General features: G+C 71.1%; 18 protein-coding genes. 3 read left to right on the top strand and 15 right to left on the bottom strand.

All coding sequences use genetic code 11. The features are described 5' to 3' along the window. Positions 1–29: 29 nt before the first annotated feature. The 8 genes from ACY34J_RS14880 to rimP form a co-directional block, all read right to left on the bottom strand. Complete coding sequence (locus ACY34J_RS14880) at positions 30–980, bottom strand: bifunctional riboflavin kinase/FAD synthetase (protein ID WP_462726888.1); 951 nt, start codon at positions 978–980, stop codon at positions 30–32. Between the two features lie 286 nt (positions 981–1,266). Further along, positions 1,267–2,163: a tRNA pseudouridine(55) synthase TruB gene (gene truB / locus ACY34J_RS14875; RefSeq protein WP_462726889.1), complete on the bottom strand. Its 897-nt coding sequence runs from the start codon at positions 2,161–2,163 to the stop codon at positions 1,267–1,269. Positions 2,164–2,345: 182 nt separating this feature from the next. Further along, positions 2,346–2,789 (bottom strand): 30S ribosome-binding factor RbfA, encoded by a 444-nt coding sequence (gene rbfA, locus ACY34J_RS14870; RefSeq protein WP_462726890.1) that lies wholly within the window; start codon positions 2,787–2,789, stop codon positions 2,346–2,348. 118 nt (positions 2,790–2,907) lie between these two features. Next, positions 2,908–3,201: a DUF503 domain-containing protein gene (locus ACY34J_RS14865; protein WP_462726891.1), complete on the bottom strand. Its 294-nt coding sequence runs from the start codon at positions 3,199–3,201 to the stop codon at positions 2,908–2,910. Between the two features lie 141 nt (positions 3,202–3,342). Then, a complete protein-coding gene (gene infB / locus ACY34J_RS14860; RefSeq protein ID WP_462726892.1) occupies positions 3,343–6,408 on the bottom strand; it encodes a translation initiation factor IF-2 in 3,066 nt (1,021 codons plus the stop codon). Positions 6,409–6,556: 148 nt separating this feature from the next. Continuing rightward, positions 6,557–6,847: a YlxR family protein gene (locus ACY34J_RS14855; RefSeq protein WP_462726893.1), complete on the bottom strand. Its 291-nt coding sequence runs from the start codon at positions 6,845–6,847 to the stop codon at positions 6,557–6,559. Positions 6,848–6,946: 99 nt separating this feature from the next. After that, on the bottom strand, positions 6,947–7,942 hold the full coding sequence (nusA, locus tag ACY34J_RS14850; RefSeq protein WP_462726894.1) for a transcription termination factor NusA: 996 nt from the start codon (positions 7,940–7,942) through the stop codon (positions 6,947–6,949). A gap of 2 nt (positions 7,943–7,944) precedes the next feature. Continuing rightward, a complete protein-coding gene (gene rimP, locus ACY34J_RS14845) occupies positions 7,945–8,472 on the bottom strand; it encodes a ribosome maturation factor RimP (RefSeq protein ID WP_462726895.1) in 528 nt (175 codons plus the stop codon). A 344-nt stretch (positions 8,473–8,816) separates the two neighbouring features. On the opposite strand from rimP, the gene ACY34J_RS14840 reads away from it, so the two are divergent. The 3 genes from ACY34J_RS14840 to ACY34J_RS14830 all read left to right on the top strand — a co-directional run bounded on the left by ACY34J_RS14840 (position 8,817) and on the right by ACY34J_RS14830 (position 11,091). Continuing rightward, the gene (locus tag ACY34J_RS14840; protein ID WP_462726896.1) at positions 8,817–9,383 is read left to right on the top strand and encodes a hypothetical protein; all 567 of its coding nucleotides are present in this window, start codon (positions 8,817–8,819) and stop codon (positions 9,381–9,383) included. 166 nt (positions 9,384–9,549) lie between these two features. Beyond that, positions 9,550–10,050: a ferritin-like domain-containing protein gene (locus ACY34J_RS14835; protein ID WP_462726897.1), complete on the top strand. Its 501-nt coding sequence runs from the start codon at positions 9,550–9,552 to the stop codon at positions 10,048–10,050. 132 nt (positions 10,051–10,182) lie between these two features. Then, positions 10,183–11,091, top strand: a complete 909-nt coding sequence (locus ACY34J_RS14830; protein ID WP_462726949.1) for an aminoglycoside phosphotransferase family protein — start codon at positions 10,183–10,185, stop codon at positions 11,089–11,091. A gap of 112 nt (positions 11,092–11,203) precedes the next feature. On the opposite strand, the gene ACY34J_RS14825 is transcribed toward ACY34J_RS14830, so the two are convergent. The 7 genes from ACY34J_RS14825 to ACY34J_RS14795 form a co-directional block, all read right to left on the bottom strand. After that, on the bottom strand, positions 11,204–12,898 hold the full coding sequence (locus ACY34J_RS14825; protein WP_462726898.1) for a proline--tRNA ligase: 1,695 nt from the start codon (positions 12,896–12,898) through the stop codon (positions 11,204–11,206). A gap of 103 nt (positions 12,899–13,001) precedes the next feature. After that, complete coding sequence (locus ACY34J_RS14820) at positions 13,002–13,535, bottom strand: GNAT family N-acetyltransferase (RefSeq protein ID WP_462726899.1); 534 nt, start codon at positions 13,533–13,535, stop codon at positions 13,002–13,004. Positions 13,536–13,585: 50 nt separating this feature from the next. Then, complete coding sequence (locus ACY34J_RS14815) at positions 13,586–14,431, bottom strand: GNAT family N-acetyltransferase (protein WP_462726950.1); 846 nt, start codon at positions 14,429–14,431, stop codon at positions 13,586–13,588. A gap of 207 nt (positions 14,432–14,638) precedes the next feature. After that, entirely contained in the window at positions 14,639–15,796 is a 1,158-nt protein-coding gene (ispG, locus tag ACY34J_RS14810) for a flavodoxin-dependent (E)-4-hydroxy-3-methylbut-2-enyl-diphosphate synthase (protein WP_462726900.1), read from the bottom strand. 190 nt (positions 15,797–15,986) lie between these two features. After that, positions 15,987–17,288 carry a M50 family metallopeptidase gene (locus ACY34J_RS14805; RefSeq protein WP_462726901.1) on the bottom strand — a complete coding sequence of 434 codons (1,302 nt, stop codon included), beginning with the start codon at positions 17,286–17,288 and terminating at the stop codon, positions 15,987–15,989. Beyond that, complete coding sequence (gene dxr, locus ACY34J_RS14800; protein WP_462726902.1) at positions 17,285–18,550, bottom strand: 1-deoxy-D-xylulose-5-phosphate reductoisomerase; 1,266 nt, start codon at positions 18,548–18,550, stop codon at positions 17,285–17,287. Before dxr ends, ACY34J_RS14805 begins: the two co-directional genes overlap by 4 nt. A gap of 114 nt (positions 18,551–18,664) precedes the next feature. Continuing rightward, positions 18,665–20,620, bottom strand: coding sequence for an acyl-CoA dehydrogenase family protein (locus ACY34J_RS14795; RefSeq protein ID WP_462726903.1), 1,956 nt, complete (start codon positions 20,618–20,620; stop codon positions 18,665–18,667). Positions 20,621–20,826: the final 206 nt, after the last annotated feature.

Genomic DNA, 20,826 nt, shown 5'->3' with positions numbered 1-20,826 from the left:
GAAGACCGACGTTTACGTTCCGGACGCGCTCAGCGCTCATGGGCCTCGATCATCTCGCGGGAGCGCTTCACATCCTCGGCGATGCCCTCCAGCAGCGCCTCGATCGAGTCGAACTTCTTCTGCCCCCGCAGATAGGCGAGGAAGTCCACGGCCACATGCCGGCCGTACAGATCCAGCCCGACCCGGTCGATCGCATACGCCTCGACGGTCCGCTCCGTGCCGCCGAACTGCGGGTTCGTCCCGACCGAGATCGCCGCGGGCATCGACTCGCCCTCGACCTCCAGCCAGCCCGCGTAGACCCCGTCGGCCGGGATCGCGGTATGCGGCAGCGTCTCCACATTGGCGGTCGGGTAGCCGAGCTCACGGCCGCGCTGTGCGCCCCGTACGACCACGCCCTCGACCCGGTGCGGACGCCCGAGAACCTCCATCGCGCCGGTCATGTCGCCCTCGGCGACCAGCCGCCGCGTCAGGGTCGAGGAGAACGGCTCGCCGCCGCCCGCCTCGCCGCGCACGTACAGGTCGACCACGTTCACCTCGTAGTCGTACGTCTTGCCCAGCTCGGTGAGGAAGTCGACGTTGCCCGCGGCCTTGTGCCCGAAGCGGAAGTTGGGGCCCTCGACGACGACCTTCGCGTGCAGCTTGTCGACGAGCACCTTCACCACGAAGTCGGCCGGCGAGAGCTTGGAGAACTCGGTGGTGAACGGCAGGATCAGCAGGGCGTCCACGCCCAACTCGGCCATCAGCTCCGCACGCCGGTGGTGCGCGGCCAGCAGGGGCGGATGGCTGCCGGGGCGTACGACCTCGCTGGGGTGCGGGTCGAAGGTGACGACGACGGACGGGATGCCGAGCTCACGCGCGCGTGCCACCGCGCGGCCGATGATCAGCTGGTGCCCACGGTGGACACCGTCGTAGGAGCCGATGGTGACAACGCTGCGTCCCCAGCCCTCGGGGATGTCCTCCAAGCCTCGCCAGCGCTGCACCGTGACCGCTCCTCGCCCGAACCCGTGTACGTGTTGCCTATCGATTGCGCAGGTCTAAGACTGCCATGCCGGGTGCCTGCCGCATGCATCGGCATCGGAAGGCGCCCACATCGGCGGCGCGTTCGGGACGGATCGCCGACCGAACGCGCCCCCTTCCGCTCCGGTGATTCACTCCGCGCGCCTATTCGATGGGGTGAATACGGCGGGCGAGCTGGATAAGCACAGGGGGGAGGGGGATCGTGGAGCGGGGGACGCAGGCGACAGGCGTCCCCCGCTCCACGGTGAGCTAGGCGAACACCGCCAGACTCTTCGCTTTACCCTTCGTTTCCTCCACCAGCGCCAGGAAGCGGTCTCCGGGGGCGAAGACCGCGATCGGGCCGGTGACACCCAGACCCGGGGCGTCCAGACGTACGCCGTGGCCGATGAGCCGGGCCTGCTTCTCGTCGACGTCCCAGCGCGGGAATGCCGCGGCCGCCGCCTCGCCGATCGGCAGCACCGGAAGCCCTCCGTCAGGACCCGAGTCGTTGACCGCGTTCTCGAGCTGCTCGAGCGTACGGGCCCCGTCCAGGCCGTACGGGCCGACGCGCGTCCGCCGCAGGGCCGTGAGATGCCCGCCGACGCCCAGATCGGCGCCCAGATCACGCGCCAGGGCGCGGATGTAGGTGCCGGAGGAGCAGACGACCGTAGCGTCCACGTCCAGCACCCTGGTGCCGTCCTCCGCCGTCTCCTCACGCACCGCGTGCACGGTGAAGGAGGAGACCATGACAGGCCGGGCGGCCAGCTCGAAGTCCTCGCCTTCGCGCACCCGCGAGTACGACCGCTTGCCGTTGATCTTGATCGCGCTGACCTTGGACGGCACCTGGAGGATGTCGCCCGTCAGCCGGGCGACGCCCGCGTCGATGGCTTCGCGGCCGACGCCCTCCGCACCCGCCGAGGCCGTGATCTCGCCTTCGGCATCGTCCGTGACGGTCGTCTGGCCGAGCCGGATCGTCGCCACGTATTCCTTCTCGGTCAGCGCGAGGTGCCCCAGCAGCCTCGTCGCCTTCTCCACACCGATGACGAGCACACCGGTCGCCATCGGGTCGAGCGTGCCGGCGTGCCCGACGCGCCGGGTGCCGGCGAGGCGCCGCATGCGCGCGACCACGTCGTGCGAGGTGAACCCCGCCGGCTTGTCGACGATCACCAAGCCGTCCGGCGCCCCCCTTCGCGCTCGGCTCGCCTCCGGGCGCTTGGACCCGGCGTCGACTCCCCCAGCCACCGCTGGGTGGTGCCCCGACCTCGACACTGCGCTCGTACCTCGCTTGGTCTCGTCGCTTTCGACACCGGCGCGCCCTTCGGCTCGCTCGCTGGATCCCCTGCCCTTGCTCATGCCTCGCCGGCGTCCTCGTCCTCGCCCGGCTTGCGGTACGGATCGGCGTCGCCCGCGTACGTGGCGCCCGTCGAGGACTCGCGTACCTCGGCGTCCCGCGCCCGTGCCTTGGCGAGGAGGTCGTCGATGGTGCGGGCGGTGTCGGGGAGGGCGTCCGGTACGAACGTCAGGGTCGGGGTGAAGCGCACCCCGGTCTGCCGGCCCACCTCGGAGCGCAGGATGCCCTTGGCGCTCTCCAGCGCGGCGGCCGACGCCGCGCGCTCCTCGTCGTCCCCGTAGACCGTGTAGAAGACCGTGGCCTCCCGCAGGTCACCGGTGACACGGGCGTCCGTGATCGTCACGAAACCCAGCCGTGGGTCCTTGATGCGCCGATCCAGGGTCTCCGCGACCACGACCTGGATGCGGTCCGCCAGCTTGCGGGCCCGCGCGTTGTCGGCCACTGGTCCTACTCCTTCTTCTCTTCCAGCATGTTGCTTCTCGCGGCGACGACGCGACCGCTCGATCCCCCAGCGGTCTCCGTCAACCACCCGTGGCCCCCGTCGACCCCCGTCGACGCCGTCAGTCGTCGTCCCCGTGGAGCTGCCGCCGTACGGACAGCAGCTCCACCTCCGGCCGGGCGGCGACCATACGCTCGCACCGGTCCAGTACGCCTGTGAGATGCCCCGCGTCACCGGACACCGCGGCCAGACCGATGGTGGTCCGCCGGTACAGGTCCTGATCGCCGACCTCCGCCACGCTGACCGCGTACTTGCGCTGCAGCTCGGCGACGATCGGGCGGACGACGGAGCGTTTTTCCTTCAGCGACCGTACGTCGCCGAGGAGGATGTCGAAGGCCAGCGTCCCTACATACATGTGATCCGGGTCAAGCCGACCCGTGAGGCCTCGTCCGTAAGCCCTGCCCGTTCGCCGGCAGGGACAGCAAAACCGTACACGCAACGGCCGGGGCCGATCGACGGAAATACCGCCGACCGGCCCCGGTCGCGCTTAAGTGCGTCAGCCTCGCGGCTTCTCACGCAGCTCGTACGTCGCGATGACGTCGTCGACCTTGATGTCGTTGTAGTTGCCGAGGTTGATACCGCCCTCGAAACCTTCCCGAATCTCGGTGACGTCGTCCTTGAAGCGACGCAGGCCCTCGATGGTGAGGTTCTCCGCGATGACCTTGCCGTCGCGGATGAGGCGCGCCTTGGCGTTCCTCTTGACCTCGCCGGAGCGGATGATGACACCCGCGATGTTGCCGAGCTTGGAGGAGCGGAAGACCTCGCGGATCTCCGCGGTGCCGAGCTCGACCTCCTCGTACTCCGGCTTGAGCATGCCCTTGAGCGCAGCCTCGATCTCCTCGATCACCTGGTAGATGACCGAGTAGTAGCGCACGTCCACACCCTCGCGCTCGGCCATCTGCGTGGCACGCCCCTCGGCGCGCACGTTGAAGCCGATGACGATGGCGTCGGAGCCCGTCGCCAGGTCGATGTCGGTCTCGGTGACCGCACCCACACCGCGGTGCAGGACGCGCAGGTCGACCTCGTCGCCGACGTCGAGCTGGAGCAGCGAGGACTCCAGGGCCTCGACCGAACCGGACGCGTCGCCCTTGATGATGAGGTTGAGCTGCTGCACCTCGCCGGCCTTGAGCACCTTGTCCAGGTCCTCCAGGGACACCCGGCGGGTGCGCTTGGCGAAGGCCGCGTTGCGCTCGCGCGCAGCGCGCTTCTCGGCGATCTGGCGGGCCGTACGGTCCTCGTCGACCACCAGGAAGTTGTCGCCGGCGCCCGGGACGTTGGTCAGACCCAGGACCAGGACGGGGGTCGCCGGACCCGCTTCCTCGAGGTTCTCGCCCTTGTCGTCGAGCATCGCCCGGACACGGCCGTACGCGTCGCCGACCACCATCGTGTCGCCGACCCGCAGGGTGCCGCGCTGCACGAGCACGGTCGCCACGGCGCCGCGGCCGCGGTCGAGGTGAGCCTCGATCGCGATGCCCTGGGCGTCCTGGTTCGGGTTGGCGCGCAGGTCGAGCGCGGCATCGGCGGTCAGGACGACGGCCTCGAGCAGCTTGTCGATGTTCAGACCCTGCTTGGCGGAGATGTCGACGAACATCGTGTCGCCGCCGTACTCCTCGGCCACCAGGCCGTACTCGGTCAGCTGACCGCGCACCTTGGTCGGGTCCGCGCCCTCGACGTCGATCTTGTTGACCGCGACGACGATCGGCACATCGGCCGCCTTGGCGTGGTTCAGCGCCTCGACCGTCTGCGGCATGACGCCGTCGTTCGCCGCGACCACGAGGATCGCGATGTCGGTCGACTTCGCACCGCGGGCACGCATGGCGGTGAACGCCTCGTGACCCGGGGTGTCGATGAAGGTGATCCGACGCTCTTCGTCGTTGACCTCGGTCGCCACCTGGTACGCACCGATGTGCTGGGTGATGCCGCCGGCCTCGCCCTCGATGACGTTGGTCTTGCGGATCGCGTCCAGCAGGCGCGTCTTACCGTGGTCGACGTGACCCATGACGGTCACGACCGGCGGACGCGGTGCGAGGAACTCCTCGCCGCCCTCGTCCTCGCCGAACTCGATGTCGAAGGACTCGAGAAGCTCGCGGTCCTCCTCCTCCGGGCTGACGATCTGGACGACGTAGTTCATCTCCTCGCCGAGGAGCTGCAGCGTCTCGTCGGAGACCGACTGGGTCGCGGTGACCATCTCACCCAGGTTGAACATCACCTGGACGAGCGACGCCGGGTTGGCGTTGATCTTCTCCGCGAAGTCGGTGAGGGACGCACCGCGCGACAGCCGGACCGTCTGGCCGTTGCCGCGAGGCAGCATCACGCCGCCGATGGACGGGGCCTGCATGGCCTCGTACTCCTGGCGCCGCTGCCGCTTCGACTTACGGCCGCGACGTGCCGGACCGCCGGGACGGCCGAACGCACCCTGCGTGCCACCACGGCCGCCGGGACCGCCCGGACGACCGCCGAAGCCGGGACGACCGCCGAAGCCGCCGCCACCGCCGCCGCCCCCACCGGGACGGCCGGCGAAGCCGCCGCCGCCACCGCCACCCGGACGACCGGCACCGGCGCCGGGACGGCCGGCGAAGCCGGGACGACCGCCGCCACCGGGACGGCCTGCGCCGCCGGGACCGCGACCGCCGCCACCGGGGCCAGGACGCGGGCCGGCAGCCGGGCGCTGCGGCATCATGCCCGGGTTCGGACGCGGACCGGCGGGGCCGCCACCGGGACGAGGACCGCCCTGGGCGCCCTGCGGACGCGGCATGCCGCCCGGGGTCGGACGAGCGCCGCCCGGACCCTGCGGACGGGGACCGCCCTGGCCCTGCGGACGCGGACCGCCGGGAACGCCGGGCCGCGCGCCACCACCGGGACGGGGCGCCTGCGGACGCGCCATACCGGTGCTGCCGCCGGAGGTGAAGGGGTTGTTGCCCGGGCGCGGGCCGGCCGTTCGCCCGCCGGGGCGCGGAGCCTGACGCTCACCGCCGGGGCGCGGGGCCTGACGCTCACCACCGGGGCGCGGAGCCTGACGCTCACCACCGGGGCGCGGGCCGGACGGACGTGCGCCCTCGCCACGGCCCTGGCCGGGAGTGGACGGGCGGGCCGGACGCGGGCCGGGGGTCGCACCGGGCTTGGGGCCGGCGGGAGCCGACGGGGGCGCGGTGAACTCCGGTGCGGCCGGGGCGGGGGTCACGGGCTGGGCGGGGCCGGGCTTGGGCGCGGCCGGAGCTTTCGGGCCCGGGGTCGGGCGCGGACCGGGGGTCGGCGCCGCGGGAGTCTTCGGGGCTGCCTCGGCGGCGGGCTTGGGCGCACCGGGCTTGGGGGCAGCAGAACGGGCCGTCACACCCGGGGCGGACGGCTTGGCAGGCGCCTTGCGCGGCGCCGACGGCTTACCGGCGGCACGGCCGGAGCCGTTGCCCTGCTGGAAAGCGTCAGTCAGTTTGCGAACAACCGGTGCCTCGATCGTCGAGGACGCCGAACGGACGAATTCACCAAGTTCTTGGAGCTTGGCCATGACGACCTTGCTCTCAACTCCGAACTCCTTGGCGAGTTCGTATACCCGGACCTTAGCCACTTCGCTCCTTCTGGTCCGGGGTGGACGTCCGCCGGACCTTCGCTACTTCATGGGCGTACTCATCGCGTACTCATCGAGTGCTCATCGCAATCTCGACCTACTTCCGACTCGCGAGGTACCTGACCGCACGGTTACCCGTGCCGTGCTCTTACGGTGTTGCCTGCTCGGTTGCCTGCTCGACGTACCGGCGCAGTGCCGCTGTGCCGAGCGGTCCCCGGCCCCGAAAGGCCCGGGAGAGCGCCCGGCGGCGGACCGCCAGGTCGAGACAGACCAGGGCGGGGTGCACATATGCACCCCGGCCGGGCAGCGTACCGCGAAGATCGGGGACGCACTCGTCCTCGATCACCGCGATGCGCAGCAGATCGCCCTTGGCCGTCCGCTCCCGGCACCCCACACAAGTTCGTTCAGGGCGTGCACGGGCACGCGTCCGGCCAGACACGCTAAGTCTACCTCCCCGCACCGGCCTCACCCTTCTGGGGTAATGCCCGCACGGCCGCTCGTTATTTCCTCTTCCGCCAGGAAGTTTCCCGGGATGTGGTCAGCTCTGCTCGACAGGCTGCTGCTCGGTGTCCGGCCGGATGTCGATCCTCCAGCCGGTGAGGCGTGCGGCCAGTCGGGCGTTCTGCCCCTCCTTGCCGATGGCGAGGGACAGCTGGTAGTCGGGCACGGTGACGCGCGCGGAGCGCGACGCCAGATCGACGACCTCGACCTTGCTCACTCGGGCGGGTGACAGGGCGTGTGCGACCAGCTCCGCCGGGTCGTCCGACCAGTCGACGATGTCGATCTTCTCGCCCTGCAGCTCGGCCATGACCGCGCGCACCCGGCCGCCCATGGGGCCGATGCAGGCGCCCTTGGCGTTCAGGCCCGCACGGGTGGACCGTACGGCGATCTTGGTGCGGTGGCCGGCCTCGCGGGCGATGGCGGCGATCTCCACCGAGCCGTCGGCGATCTCCGGGACCTCCATCGCGAAGAGCTTCTTCACCAGGTTCGGGTGGGTGCGCGAGAGGGTCACCGACGGGCCGCGCACGCCCTTGGCCACGCGGACGACATACGAGCGCAGGCGGGTGCCGTGCTTGTAGTCCTCGCCCGGGACCTGCTCCTGCACCGGCAGGATCGCCTCGAGCTTGCCGATGTCCACCAGGACGTTCCGCGGGTCCTTGCCCTGCTGGACGACACCGGCCACGACATCGCCCTCACGGCCCGCGTACTCGCCGAAGGTGATCTCCTCCTCGGCGTCGCGCAGCCGCTGCAGGATCACCTGCTTGGCGGTCGTGGCGGCGATCCGGCCGAAGCCGGAGGGGGTGTCGTCGAACTCGCGCGGCTCGGCGCCCTCCGGGACGTCCTCGGGGTCTTCCTTGGCCCACACCGTCACATGGCCGGTGTTGCGGTCGAGCTCCACGCGCGCGTGGCGGCGGCTTCCCTCGGTCCGGTGGTACGCGATGAGGAGGGCTGCCTCGATCGCCTCGACCAGTAGGTCGAAGGAGATCTCCTTCTCCCTCACCAGACCCCGCAGGGCGCTCATGTCGATGTCCACGGCTACGCCTCCTCCTGGCTCTCGTCGTCAGCGGCCGCGGCGCTCTTCTCGGCGGCCTTGCGGTTGAACTCGATCTCCACCCGGGCCTTGGCGATCTCGTCGAAGGCGAGCCTGCGGGCGGTGGGCTTACGGCCCTTCACACCCGGCACCTCCAGGTCGACACCCTCATCGTCGACGGCGGTGATCCGGGCGACCAGGTCGCCGCCCTCGGCGAGCCGGGCCTTGATGAGACGGCCGGTGGCCCGGCGGTAGTGACGCGGCTCGGTGAGCGGCCGGTCGGTGCCGGGAGAAGTGACCTCGAGGACGTACGGGGCTCCGCCCATGACGTCTGTCTCGTCGAGCTTCTGGGAGACCGTGCGGCTCAACTCCGCGCAGGTGTCGAGCTTGACTCCCTCGTCGGAGTCCACCACGATCCGGAGCACGCGCCGATTCCCTGCTGGTGTCACGTGGATCTCTTCCAGATCCAGGTCTTGCGCGGCGACCAGCGGTTCGAGCAGTCCGCGCAGCCTCTCGCTCTGGGTGGTGCTCATCCGGGTGACTCCTCGGCCGCGTTTGCTGTTGTGGAAGGTCGCGTGTCAGGTCAAAGGGTATCCGGTCGCGGACGGTGTTGCTGTCCGCCTGCCCGCGTCGTGAACTGGTATGCCCAGGGCGCCGCGACGGGGGAGCCGCAGCGGCGGACTTCGTCCGCAGAGCGGTGGAACTCCCGGCTCCGGCGGGAGCGGCTTGGAGGCGAACGGGGGGCAAACCGCAGTCGGCCGAGCCGGTCGGCGAACTCTGTCGAACCCGCGGGTACGCTCAGCTCCGGCCGATCATGGACGTCACGTCCGCGGCTGCTCCTTACGTCGGCCCCTGACGCTCCCACAGGATGTGAACCGTGCCGTTCCCCTCGCCGCCGCCATGGCGCCCGTCCGGGCCGAGCAGCAGCAGACGGAGCCTGCTGACCGGCGCCCTCCGCACCGCGGCGGGCGCCGCGGCCGCCGTCGCGCTCACAGGCTGCTCGGACGACGGCTCCGCCGGGCCCGGGCGGGACGAACGGAGCCAGGAGGCCCGGAAGCTGCGTGAGCGGGCGGCGCGCGAGTCGGACGCGCTGCTGGCACGGTACGAGGCCACCGCGTCGGCGCACCCCGGGCTGGCGGAGCGGCTGCGGCCGCTGCGGGCCGAGGTCGCCCGCCACGCTGAGGCGTTCCACGCACCCCGCCGACAGCCGGCCGCCTCGCCGACTGCATCACCGGCCGCATCACCGGCCGCATCCGGCAGTCCTCCCCCGGCTGTACCGAAGGAGGAGAAGGCGGCCCTCGCCGCACTGGCCGACGCCGAGCGACGCACCGCTGACGCCCGCGGCCTCGCACTGCTGGACGCGCCACCGGAACTGGCGCGCCTCCTCGCCTCGGTCTCAGCGGCGGGCGCGGCCCACGCATACCTCCTCACGGAGACCGGCTGATGACGAAGCGGGCCCGCGACACCGGATGCCCGCTCGAGAGCAACCCATGGGGGCGCGCGGATCTATCCGTGCGCGGGGTGAGGTCAGCGGCACGCCGCGGGGCCGGCGAGGCGGCCTATGAGTGCACGCCTCGGACAGGGCAGATGCACGGGATCGGAGGGACGGGATGACGACCGCAACAGGCCCCAGCGCGCCGGAGAAGGGCGACCTTGCCGCCGCACAGGCCGCCCTGGCCGCCGAGCACGCGGCCGTCTACGGGTACGGCGTGGTGGGCGGGCGGATCGGGGACACCCGGCGCAACGAGGCCCGCGAGGGATATGACGCGCATCGCGCGCGCCGCGACGCCCTCCGCCGCACCGTTCGCGACCTGGGCGGTGTGCCCGACGCCTCGGCGGCCGCCTACGCCCTCCCCTTCCCCGTGCCGGACGCGGCCGCCGCGGTCCGGCTCGCGGCCGAGCTGGAGGACCGCGTGGCAGCTGTCTACGCCGATCTCGTACGCGCCTCGGACGGCTCGCTGCGCCGCGAGGCGGCGGCCGCGCTGCGGGAGGCGGCGGTCCGGGCCGTGCGCTGGCGAGGCGGCAGCGTAGCCTTCCCTGGGCTTGCCGAACGGAAGGTTCCCGCCATGCCCTCCGCATCGGCCGGCAGCACCGCCGCGGACGCGCTCTGACCGGCGGCCGACCAGCGGCGGTCCGGCCGGCGAACGGTGTTCGGCGCACGCCCACCGGGACCGACCGCACCATACGCAGGATCTGAAAGGGACAGCTCAGGGATGGCTTCAGCAGCACGGCCCGACGGCAGCATCTCCCTTGAACCGCCGCGGCGTCTGGTACGCGCACTGGCCGAGGGATGCGGGGAAGCCGGGGCGGCGTGGCTGAGGGACCTGCCCGGGCTCGTCCACGCCGCCCTGGACCGCTGGGAGTTGACTCCCGAGCGCGTGCAGGCGCCCGGCGGCCGCAGCAGCCTGGTCGTCCTCGTACGACGGCCCGACGGGACGCCCGCGACGCTCAAACTCCTGACCCCGGGCGCGCAGTCGCTGCCGGAGGACGTGGCCCTCGCCCGCTGGAACGGCTGGGGTGCCGTACGGCTCCTGGAGGCCGATCCCGCCTCGGGCGCCCTACTGCTGGAGCGGCTGCACGGCGAGGTCTCGCTGAGCTCCCTTCCGGACGCCAAAGCGCAGCTGGAGGCGGCGGGCACGGTGCGGCGGCTGTGGATCGACCCGGGGGACGACCATCCCTTCGAGTCGGTGGCCGAGCGCACCGCCCGCGCGGCGGAGACGCTGCGCTCGGCGGCCGACGAGCCGTGGGCGGCGGACATCCGGCCGCTGATCGACGAAGCGCTGGCCGCCCGCGAGGAGCTCGTCGCTCTGCCGCCCGAGGCGGTACTGCTGCACGGGCGCTTCCGGCAGGGCAAGGTGCTGGCCGCGGACCGCACGCCGTGGCTGGCGGTGGGGCCGGAGCCGCTGGTCGGCGAGCGGGCGTACGACCTGGCCCGGCTCGTACGGGACCGGCTCGAGGATCTGGTGGCCGCACCGAGCGGCGCCGCCGCTGGGCGCCGCCGGGTGGCGAAACTGGCGGATTCCCTGGACGTGGACCGGGACCGGCTGCGCGGCTGGGCGCTGTTCCGCGTGGTCGAGTCGGGCGTCCGTGCCCTGACCACCGGCCACGTCCCAGACGGCGAACTGCTCCTGGAGTTCGCCGACTGGCTCTGACGGCCGCCGTTCAACAGCCTGGTCCCGACGGCCGCGGGCCGTGAGCGCAGGTGTACGGGGGCGCCGCGCGATGTCGCAGGTCAGGACCCCGCGGCGGGCCACCCTTCGCCGGTCAGGACGCGAGGCGAGCCAGTGCCTCGTCCACCGCCACTTCCTCGCGCTCGCCCGTGCGCCGGTCCTTCAGCTCGACGATGCCTTCGCCCGCCCGACGTCCGACGACCAGGATCGTCGGCACGCCGATCAGCTCCGCGTCGGTGAACTTCACGCCCGGCGACACCCCTGCCCGGTCGTCGACGAGGACCCGTACGCCCGCCGAGTGCAGCTTCTCGGCGACCTCCAACGCCAGCTCGGTCTGCTGCGCCTTGCCCGCCGCCACGATGTGGACGTCGGCCGGGGCCACCTCGCGCGGCCAGCACAGGCCCTTCTCGTCCGCGGTCTGCTCCGCCAGCGCGGCGACGGCGCGGGAGACGCCGATTCCGTAGCTGCCCATGGTCACCCGGACCGGCTTCCCCTCTCGTCCGAGGACGTCCAGCTCAAAGCTGTCGGTGTACTTGCGGCCGAGCTGGAAGATGTGGCCGATCTCGATGGCCCGGCCGATCTCCAGGCCCGCGCCGCACTGCGGGCAGGGGTCGCCCGGCTCGACGACGACCACGTCGAGGTACTGGTCGACCTCGAAATCGCGGCCGCAGACGACGTTCTTGGCGTGCTTGTCGGGCTGGTTGGCGCCGGTGACCCAGGCGGTGCCGGGGGCGACCCGCGGGTCGGCGATGTAGCGGAAGGCGCTGCCCGCCATGCCCTGCGGGCCGACGTAGCCGCGTACGAGGTCGGGCCGGTCGGCGAAGTCCTCGGCCGTCACCAGTTCCACGACGGCGGGCGACAGGTGCTCGCCGAGCTTGCCGAGGTCGACCTCGCGGTCGCCGGGGACGCCGACGGCCGTGATCTCCCCGTCGACCTTGACCAGGAGGTTCTTCAGCGTCGCCGAGGCGGGTACGCCCAGGTGCTCGGCCAGGGTCTCGATGGTCGGGGTGTCAGGGGTGTCCAGCACCTCGATCGGCGGGTGCTCGACCTGCGGGGCGGGCGGCACGGTCACCGTCACCGCCTCCGTATTGGCGGCGTAGTCGCAGGCGGGGCAGTCGACGAAGGTGTCCTCGCCCGCCGCGGCCGGGGCCAGGAACTCCTCGGACGCCGAGCCGCCCATCGCGCCGGACACCGCCGAGACGATGCGGTACTCCAGGCCGAGCCGCTGGAAGATCCGGGTGTAGGCCTCGCGGTGCAGCCGGTAGGACTCGGCGAGCCCCTCGTCGTCGAGGTCGAAGGAGTACGAGTCCTTCATCTGGAACTCGCGGCCGCGCAGCACGCCGGAACGCGGCCGGGCCTCGTCCCGGAACTTGGTCTGGATCTGGTAGAGGATCACGGGCAGGTCCTTGTAGGACGTGCACTGGTCCTTGACCACCAGGGTGAAGATCTCTTCGTGGGTGGGGCCGAGGAGGTAGTCGGCGCCCTTGCGGTCCTTGAGCCGGAAGAGCTGCTCGCCGTACTCCTCCCAGCGCCCGGTGGCCTCGTACGGCTCCTTGGGCAGCAGCGCGGGCAGCAACACCTCCTGAGCGCCGATGGCGTCCATCTCCTCGCGGACCACGCGCGAGACGTTCTCGAGGATCTTCTTGCCCAGCGGCAACCAGGTCCAGATCCCCGCTGACGAGCGGCGGACGTACCCGGCGCGGACCAGCAGCTTGTGGCTGGTGGTCTCGGCATCGGCCGGGTCGTCGCGCAGTGTCTTGAGCATCATCCGGGACATGCGCTGGACCATGACGTATCTCCTGCTTGCGAAGTGCGGTTGTCAGGAGGCTATCCGGGACCGGGCGGTCGCCGGAAACGGGTCATCGCCACCCCGGGGCCTCGGCAGCCCGCGGCTAGCGCAGCAGCGGCAGGGGCGCGCCCATGACCGCGTACGGGCTCGGGGCGGTCGGGAAGATCACCTGGCGCGCGAGGTCGTGGTAGCCGAGCGCGTGGTACATGGCGCGCGCCGGGCTGTCGGTGTCGATCGCGGACAGGATGCTGCGCGGTTCGGCGGCCCCGTCGGTGATGGTGGTGATCAGGCTGCGTCCGATGCCCCGCCGCTGGAAGTCGGGGTGGACGTGCAGCTCGGTGATGACGAAGGAGTCGTCGAGCCACCAGTCGTGCCCGGCGCGCCGCAGATACGGCTCGACGACGGTCGACCACCAGTGCGTGCGGTCGTTGGGCATGCCGTAGACGAAGCCGACGAGGCGGCCGCTGGATGTGGTGGCGCCGAGGGCGCGGGCGCCCCGGCAGGTGAGATGCCGCAGCACGATGTGCCGCCGTACCCGGACCTCGCCGCTGGACAGACCGAAGGCGAGCGCCTGCACGGCCAGTGCCTCGTCCACGCGCGCTGCAAGGTCGAGCGGCCCGACCACGACGTCACCCATGGCCGCGAGACTACCGATCCCCGCCCGATCGCGACCCCGGCCTTGAGCGATCAGAACAGCACGCTCATAAAGGCGCCTGCCTCGCGGAAACCCACACGTCGGTAGGCGGCGCGGGCGGGGGTGTTGAAGTCGTTGACGTAGAGGCTCGCGACCGGTGCGACGTCCCGCAGCGCGTACTTCAGGACGGCCGCCATGCCGATCTCGGAGAGGCCCCGGCCGCGGAACTCCGGTGCGACCCACACGCCCTGGATCTGGCAGACCTTGGGGGTGGCCGCACCGATCTCTGCCTTGAAGACGACCTGGCCGTTCTCGATCCGGGCAAAGGCCCGGCCGGTTCTGACGAGCTCGGCGACCCGCGCCTGGTAGAGCAGCCCGCCGTCGCCCGCGAGCGGGGAGACGCCGACCTCCTCGGTGAACATCGCCACGCAGGCCGGCATAAGGATGTCGATCTCGTCCTTGCGGATGCGGCGGACGAGCGGATCGGGCTCGATGTCCTCGGGCACGGTCGTGGTGACCATGAGCGGCTGGTGGGGGCGGACCTCACGGGCAGGGCCCCAGCTGGGCTCGAGCAGCGACCACAGCTGGGCGGTGGGCTCGGCGGGGCCGACGATCGAGGAGCAGCGTCGGCCGGCCCGGCGCGCGCGGTCGGCGAAGGCCCGTACGGCGTCGGGCGTCGCGCAGATGGGGACGAGGTTCGCGCCGCTGTAGCAGAGCGACTCCAGCCGTCCATCGGCGTACCAGCCCCACATCTCTCCGCCGAGCCGCCAGGGGTCGAGCCCCGCTATCTGGATGCGGGCAGCGACGAAGGCATTGGCGACCGGATCGCGGTCGAGGACCGCGAGGGCGTCGTCGAGCTCGCTGGGCTCGAGGACCCTGCTGGTGGTGGTCGTCAACACGTGTCGCAATGCCTCACCGTGCGGGCTGGGCCCTCCTGCGCCGAAGGGGGCGTCGGGATGGACTGGTCTCCGCACTGTACCTGGAACGTGCTGGTGAGCGCCCGCCCCCGGGAGCTGTGCGCCCCGGCCCGGGATGTTCCGGGGCCGGGGCTCGGACGCTGGATGCCGGGGACCGGCTGAGCGATGGGGGCGGCGAGCCCGCGGGGGTCAGCCGCTGATGGAAATCTGGGGCTCGCCGGAGGCGACGCCGTCCTTCTCCATCTGCTCGGCGATCTTCATGGCTTCGTCGATCAGGGTCTCGACGATCTTCGATTCCGGCACGGTCTTGATGACCTCGCCCTTGACGAAGATCTGGCCCTTGCCGTTGCCCGAGGCCACACCGAGGTCGGCCTCGCGGGCCTCGCCCGGGCCGTTGACGACGCAGCCCATGACCGCCACCCGCAGCGGCACCTCCATGCCCTGCAGACCCGCGGTCACCTCGTCCGCGAGCTTGTACACATCGACCTGGGCGCGGCCGCAGGACGGGCAGGAGACGATTTCCAGCCGGCGCTGGCGCAGGCCGAGGGACTCCAGGATCTGGATGCCGACCTTGACCTCCTCGGCCGGCGGCGCGGACAGCGAGACCCGGATTGTGTCGCCGATGCCCTCGCTGAGCAGGGCGCCGAAGGCCACCGCGGACTTGATGGTGCCCTGGAACGCCGGGCCGGCCTCGGTGACGCCGAGGTGGAGGGGGTAGTCGCACTGCGCGGCCAGCTGCCGGTAGGCCTGGATCATCACCACGGGGTCGTTGTGCTTCACCGAGATCTTGATGTCCCGGAAGCCGTGCTCCTCGAACAGCGAGCACTCCCACAGGGCGGACTCGACCAGCGCCTCGGGCGTGGCCTTGCCGTACTTCTCCAGCAGCCGCTTGTCCAGGGAGCCCGCGTTCACGCCGATGCGGATCGGCACGCCCGCGTCGGAGGCCGCCTTGGCGATCTCCTTGACCTTGTCGTCAAACTGGCGGATGTTGCCCGGGTTCACCCGGACCGCCGCACAGCCCGCGTCGATGGCCGCGAAGACGTACTTGGGCTGGAAGTGAATGTCCGCGATCACCGGGATCTGCGACTTTTTCGCGATCACCGGCAGCGCTTCGGCGTCGTCCTGCGACGGACAGGCGACGCGTACGATCTGGCAGCCCGACGCGGTCAGCTCCGCGATCTGCTGCAGCGTCGCACCGATGTCCGCGGTCACGGTCGTCGTCATGGACTGCACCGACACCGGAGCGTCCCCACCCACCGCCACCGACCCGACCTGGATCTTCCGGCTGACGCGGCGGTCGGCGAGCTTAGTCGGAACGGACGGCATTCCCAGCGAAATCGCAGTCATCTGGCGAGCAACCCCAAGTTATGGATCTAGGTCCCGAGATCGGCGGGCTCCAGCCCCGAGATTACGGCACGGGGCTTGTCCCCAGCACATCACACCCGCCAATCCGCCCAAAGGGGGCGGCCGGATGCATGGCATCCAGGCCACCCCGTTGGACGCGCCGTGGAGCCGCCTTGAGCGGACGTGAGGGCCCTCAGGAGATACGGACCGGGTTGACCAGGTCCGCGATCAGCACCAGCAGGGTGAAGCAGATGAAGACTCCGGCGACCACATAGGCGACCGGCATCAGCTTCGCCACATCGAAGGGGCCCGGGTCGGGCCGCCGGAAGACGCGGGCCGCGTTACGGCGTACGGACTCCCACACCGCGCCCGCGATGTGCCCGCCGTCCAGCGGCAGCAACGGCAGCATGTTGAACAGGAACAGCGACAGATTGAAGCCGGCGACCAGGAAGAGCATGGTCGCGATCCGCTGCTGCGGCGGGATGTCGAGGTTGAACACCTCACCGCCCACACGGGCCGCGCCGACCACGCCCATCGGGGAGTCGGGCTCGCGCTTGCCGTCACCGAAGGTCGCGTCCCACAGGGCGGGGACCTTCGACGGCAGATCGATCAGCGCCTGGACACCCGAGGTGATCATGTCGCCCATGCGGTCCGCCGACTGGTCCAGGGACTGCTTGACGACTCCGGTGGCCGGGCTGAAGCCCAGGAAGCCGGCGGTGACGTACTCGCCGCGGACCTGCCCGCCCTTCCCGTCGTTCTTGACCACCTTGTTCGCGACCAGATCGGCGTGCAGCGTCTTGCGCTCACCGTGGCGCTCGACGGTGAGCGTGGCTGGGCCGATGGTGTCGCGGATGCGCCCCTGCAGGGCGGACCAGTCGTCGACCGGCCGGCCCTGGAAGGCGACGATCTTGTCGCCGGGCCGCAGGCCCGCGGCCTTGGCGGGCGAGTCCGGGTCGCCCTTCTTGCAGGTGTCCCGGTGCTCACTCTGCGCGATCACACAGTCCGAGACGGTGCTGACGGTGGTGGTCTGGGTGTTGATGCCGAAGCCCATCAGCACCCCGAGGAAGATCGCCACAGCCAGGATCAGGTTCATGAACGGCCCGGCGAACATGACGATCACGCGCTTCCACGGCTTGCGCGTGTAGAACAGTCGCCTCTCGTCCCCGGGCTGGAGCTCCTCGAAGGCGGCCGACCGGGCGTCCTCGATCATGCCGCGCCAGGGCGAGGTCGACCGCGCGGTGACCTTGCCGTCGTCCCCGGGCGGGAACATCCCGATCATGCGGATATAGCCGCCGAGCGGGATCGCCTTGATGCCGTACTCGGTCTCGCCCTTGCGCCGCGACCAGAGGGTCGGGCCGAAGCCGACCATGTACTGCGGCACCCGGATGCCGAAGAGCTTCGCGGTGGACAGATGTCCCAGCTCGTGCCAGGCGATCGAGAAGAGCAGACCGACGAAGAAGACGACTATGCCAAGGACCGTCATCAATGTCGTCACGCCTGCGCCTCCGATGTCGCGTCCGCCGCACGAGCAGCCAGTTCACGGGCGCGGCTGCGCGCCCAGGCCTCCGCTTCCAGGACATCCGCGACGGTCAGCCCGGTTCCCCGGGGTGTGCCGTGTTCGGCGACCACGTCGGCCACCGTGTCCACGATGCCATTGAACGGCAGCCGGCCGGCCAGGAAGGCGTCGACGCACTCCTCGTTCGCCGCATTGAACACCGCGGGTGCGGTACCGCCGAGGCCGCCGACGTGGCGGGCGAGCCCCACCGACGGGAACGCGTCCTCGTCCAGCGGGAAGAACTCCCAGGCCGAGGCCTTCGTCCAGTCGCAGCCGGGCGCGGCGTCCGGCACCCGGTCGGGCCAGCCGAGGCCCAGTGCGATCGGCATCCGCATATCGGGCGGGCTGGCCTGCAGCAGCGTGGAGCCGTCCACGAACTCCACCATCGAGTGCACGTAGGACTGCGGATGGACGACGACCTCGATCCGGTCGAACGGGATGTCGTAGAGCAGGTGCGCCTCGATGACCTCCAGTCCCTTGTTGACCAGGGTCGCTGAGTTGATGGTGATCACCGGGCCCATGTCCCAGGTGGGATGGGCGAGCGCCTGCGCGGGGGTGACGGAGGCCAGCTCCGCCTTCGTACGGCCGCGGAAGGGGCCTCCGGAGGCGGTGACGAGCAGCTTGCGGACCTCCTGGCGGTTGCCACCCATGAGGGCCTGGAACAGCGCGGAGTGCTCGGAGTCGACGGGCACGATCTGGCCGGGCTTGGCGATCGCCTTCACCAGCGGGCCGCCGACGATCAGCGACTCCTTGTTGGCCAGGATCAGCACCCGGCCGGCCTCCAGGGCGGCGAGGGTGGGGGCGAGGCCGATGGAGCCGGTGATGCCGTTGAGAACGGAGTGGCAGTCGGTGCGGGCCAGTTCCGTTGCCGCGTCCGGCCCCGCCAGGATCTCGGGCTGCGGCTCTCCGGGCCCGTACCGAGCGGACAGCGCCTCGCGCAGCGCGGGCACCACGTCCTCGCGGGCGACTGCGACCGTACGGACCCGCAGCTGGTGGGCCTGCTCGGCCAGCAGCGCCACGCGCCCGCCGGCGGCGGACAGGCCGGTGACCCGGAAGCGGTCGGGGTTGCGCAGTACGACATCGATGGCCTGAGTGCCGATCGAGCCGGTGGAACCGAGGATCACAATGTCCCGCGGCCCCCCGCCGGCGGCGGTGGCCGCGTCATAGCGGAAGTGCGGGTGAGCGAGGCAGTCGTCCGTCATCCCCCCATTGTTGCGTGTGAAACGTGCCCGGCCGCCCGGGGTCACCGTATGGGGTACCCCGGGCGGCCGTCAGCGTACGGTTCGGCGATCCCAGCACTCGCTGGGTGCGGAATTTCAGCGGATGGGCCGGTGGACGTTCTCCTTCCGGGTCGGGCCGGGGGTGGCATCGGCGATCCAGGGGCCGTCGCCCGAGGGGTCCACGATGCCGTCCTCCAGCCAGGTGTAGGCGCCGTCGAGGACGCTGGAAACGACCCTGCGGTCGAGGTCGTCGGTGTTGGTCCACAGCCGCCCGAAGAGCTCCTCGACACGGATCCGCGCCTGCCGGCAGAAGGCGTCGGCGAGCTGGTACGCCTCGCGGCCGTTGTCGCCCTCCCGGCGGAGCATGTCGGCCCGGACGCAGGCCGCACTCATCGCGAACAGCTCGGCGCCGATGTCGACGATCCGGCCGAGGAAGCCCTGCTTGGTCTCCATCCGGCCCTGCCAGCGCGACATGGCGTAGAAGGTGGAGCGGGCGAGCTTACGGGACGAGCGCTCGACATAGCGCAGGTGCTGGGACAGGTCGCGGTGGCCTGGCGGGTGGAACTCGCTGAAGGTGCGCGGCAGCTGGCCCGGACCGGCGACGAGTTTGGGCAGCCAGCGGGCGTAGAACCCGCCGGCCCGCGCGCCCGCCTTGGCCTTGTCGGAGAGGGACTTCTCCGGGTCGATGAGGTCGCCCGCGACCGAGAGGTGCGCATCGACGGCCTCGCGGGCGATGAGCAGGTGCATGATCTCCGTCGACCCCTCGAAGATGCGGTTGATGCGCAGGTCGCGCAGCATCTGCTCGGCGGGGACAGCGCGCTCGCCGCGGGCGGCGAGGGAGGCGGCGGTCTCAAAGCCGCGGCCGCCGCGGATCTGCACCAGCTCGTCGGCCATCAGCCAGGCCATCTCGGAGCCGTAGAGCTTGGCCAGCGCGGCCTCGATCCGGATGTCGTTGCGGTCCTCGTCGGCCATCTGGCTGGAGAGATCGACCACGGCCTCGAGGGCGAAGGTGGTGGCGGCGATGAAGGCGATCTTCGAGCCGACGGCCTCGTGCTTGGCGATCGGCTTGCCCCACTGCTCGCGGACCCTGGACCACTCGCGGGCGATCTTCAGGCACCACTTGCCGGCGCCGACGCACATGGCGGGCAAGGAGAGCCGTCCGGTGTTGAGGGTGGTCAGGGCGATCTTGAGGCCGGCGCCCTCGGGTCCGATGCGGTTGGCGGCGGGGACGCGTACCTGATGGAAACGGGTGACGCCGTTCTCCAGGCCGCGCAGGCCCATGAAGGCGTTGCGGTTCTCGACGGTGATGCCCTCGGAGGCGGCTTCGACAACGAAGGCGGTGATGCCGCCCTTGTGCCCGTCCGACTTGGGCACCCGGGCCATGACGACAAGCAGGTCGGCGACGACGCCGTTGGTCGTCCACAGCTTCACGCCGTCGAGGATGTAGTCGTCCCCGTCGGGAACGGCGGTGGTCGCCAGGCGCGCCGGGTCCGAGCCCACGTCCGGCTCGGTGAGCAGGAACGCGGAGATGTCGGTACGGGCGCAGCGCGGCAGGAAGGTCTCCTTCTGCTCCTGCGTCCCGAAAAGCTTGAGGGGCTGCGGCACACCGATGGACTGGTGGGCCGAGAGCAGCGCGCCGATGGAGGGGTTGGCGGAGCCGACGAGGCCGAGGGCCTTGTTGTAGTAGACCTGGGTGAGGCCGAGTCCCCCGTACTTGGTGTCGATCTTCATGCCGAACGCGCCGATGTCCTTGAGGCCGTCGATGACCTCATCGGGAATCTGCACTTCGCGCTCGATGCGCTCGCCGTCGATCTTCGTGTCGCAGAAGTCCCGCAGCTTGGCGAGGAACGCCTCGCCGCGTTCGACGGACTCGGCCGGCGGAGTGGGGTGCGGGTGGATCAGTTCGAGCCGGAAACGGCCCAGGAACAGCTCCTTGGCGAAGCTGGGCTTGCGCCACTGCTGCTCGCGGGCGGCCTCGGCGACCTGCCGCGCTTCACGCTCCGTGACCGTGGGCTTGCCGGAAGGGGCGGATGGTACGGATGGGGCGGACATGAGGGCTCACCTCGCCGCTGAGTCGGGGCTCTGGTCCCGGCACTACCAGCCGGTGCTACTTGGCCGTATCTACCCGATCCGAGCGACCTGTACCAGCCCTCGTGTGAGCACCACCTCGTCGGCCGCACGAATTCGGCTGGCCGGACGGCACATCCGGGGAAAATCGCGGCGGACATGCGGCGGGGGCGCACACCGCATGGTGTGCG

This window comes from Streptomyces sp. HSS9-12, assembly GCF_054963655.1.
This window is presented reverse-complemented; position numbering and strand designations above follow the sequence as displayed.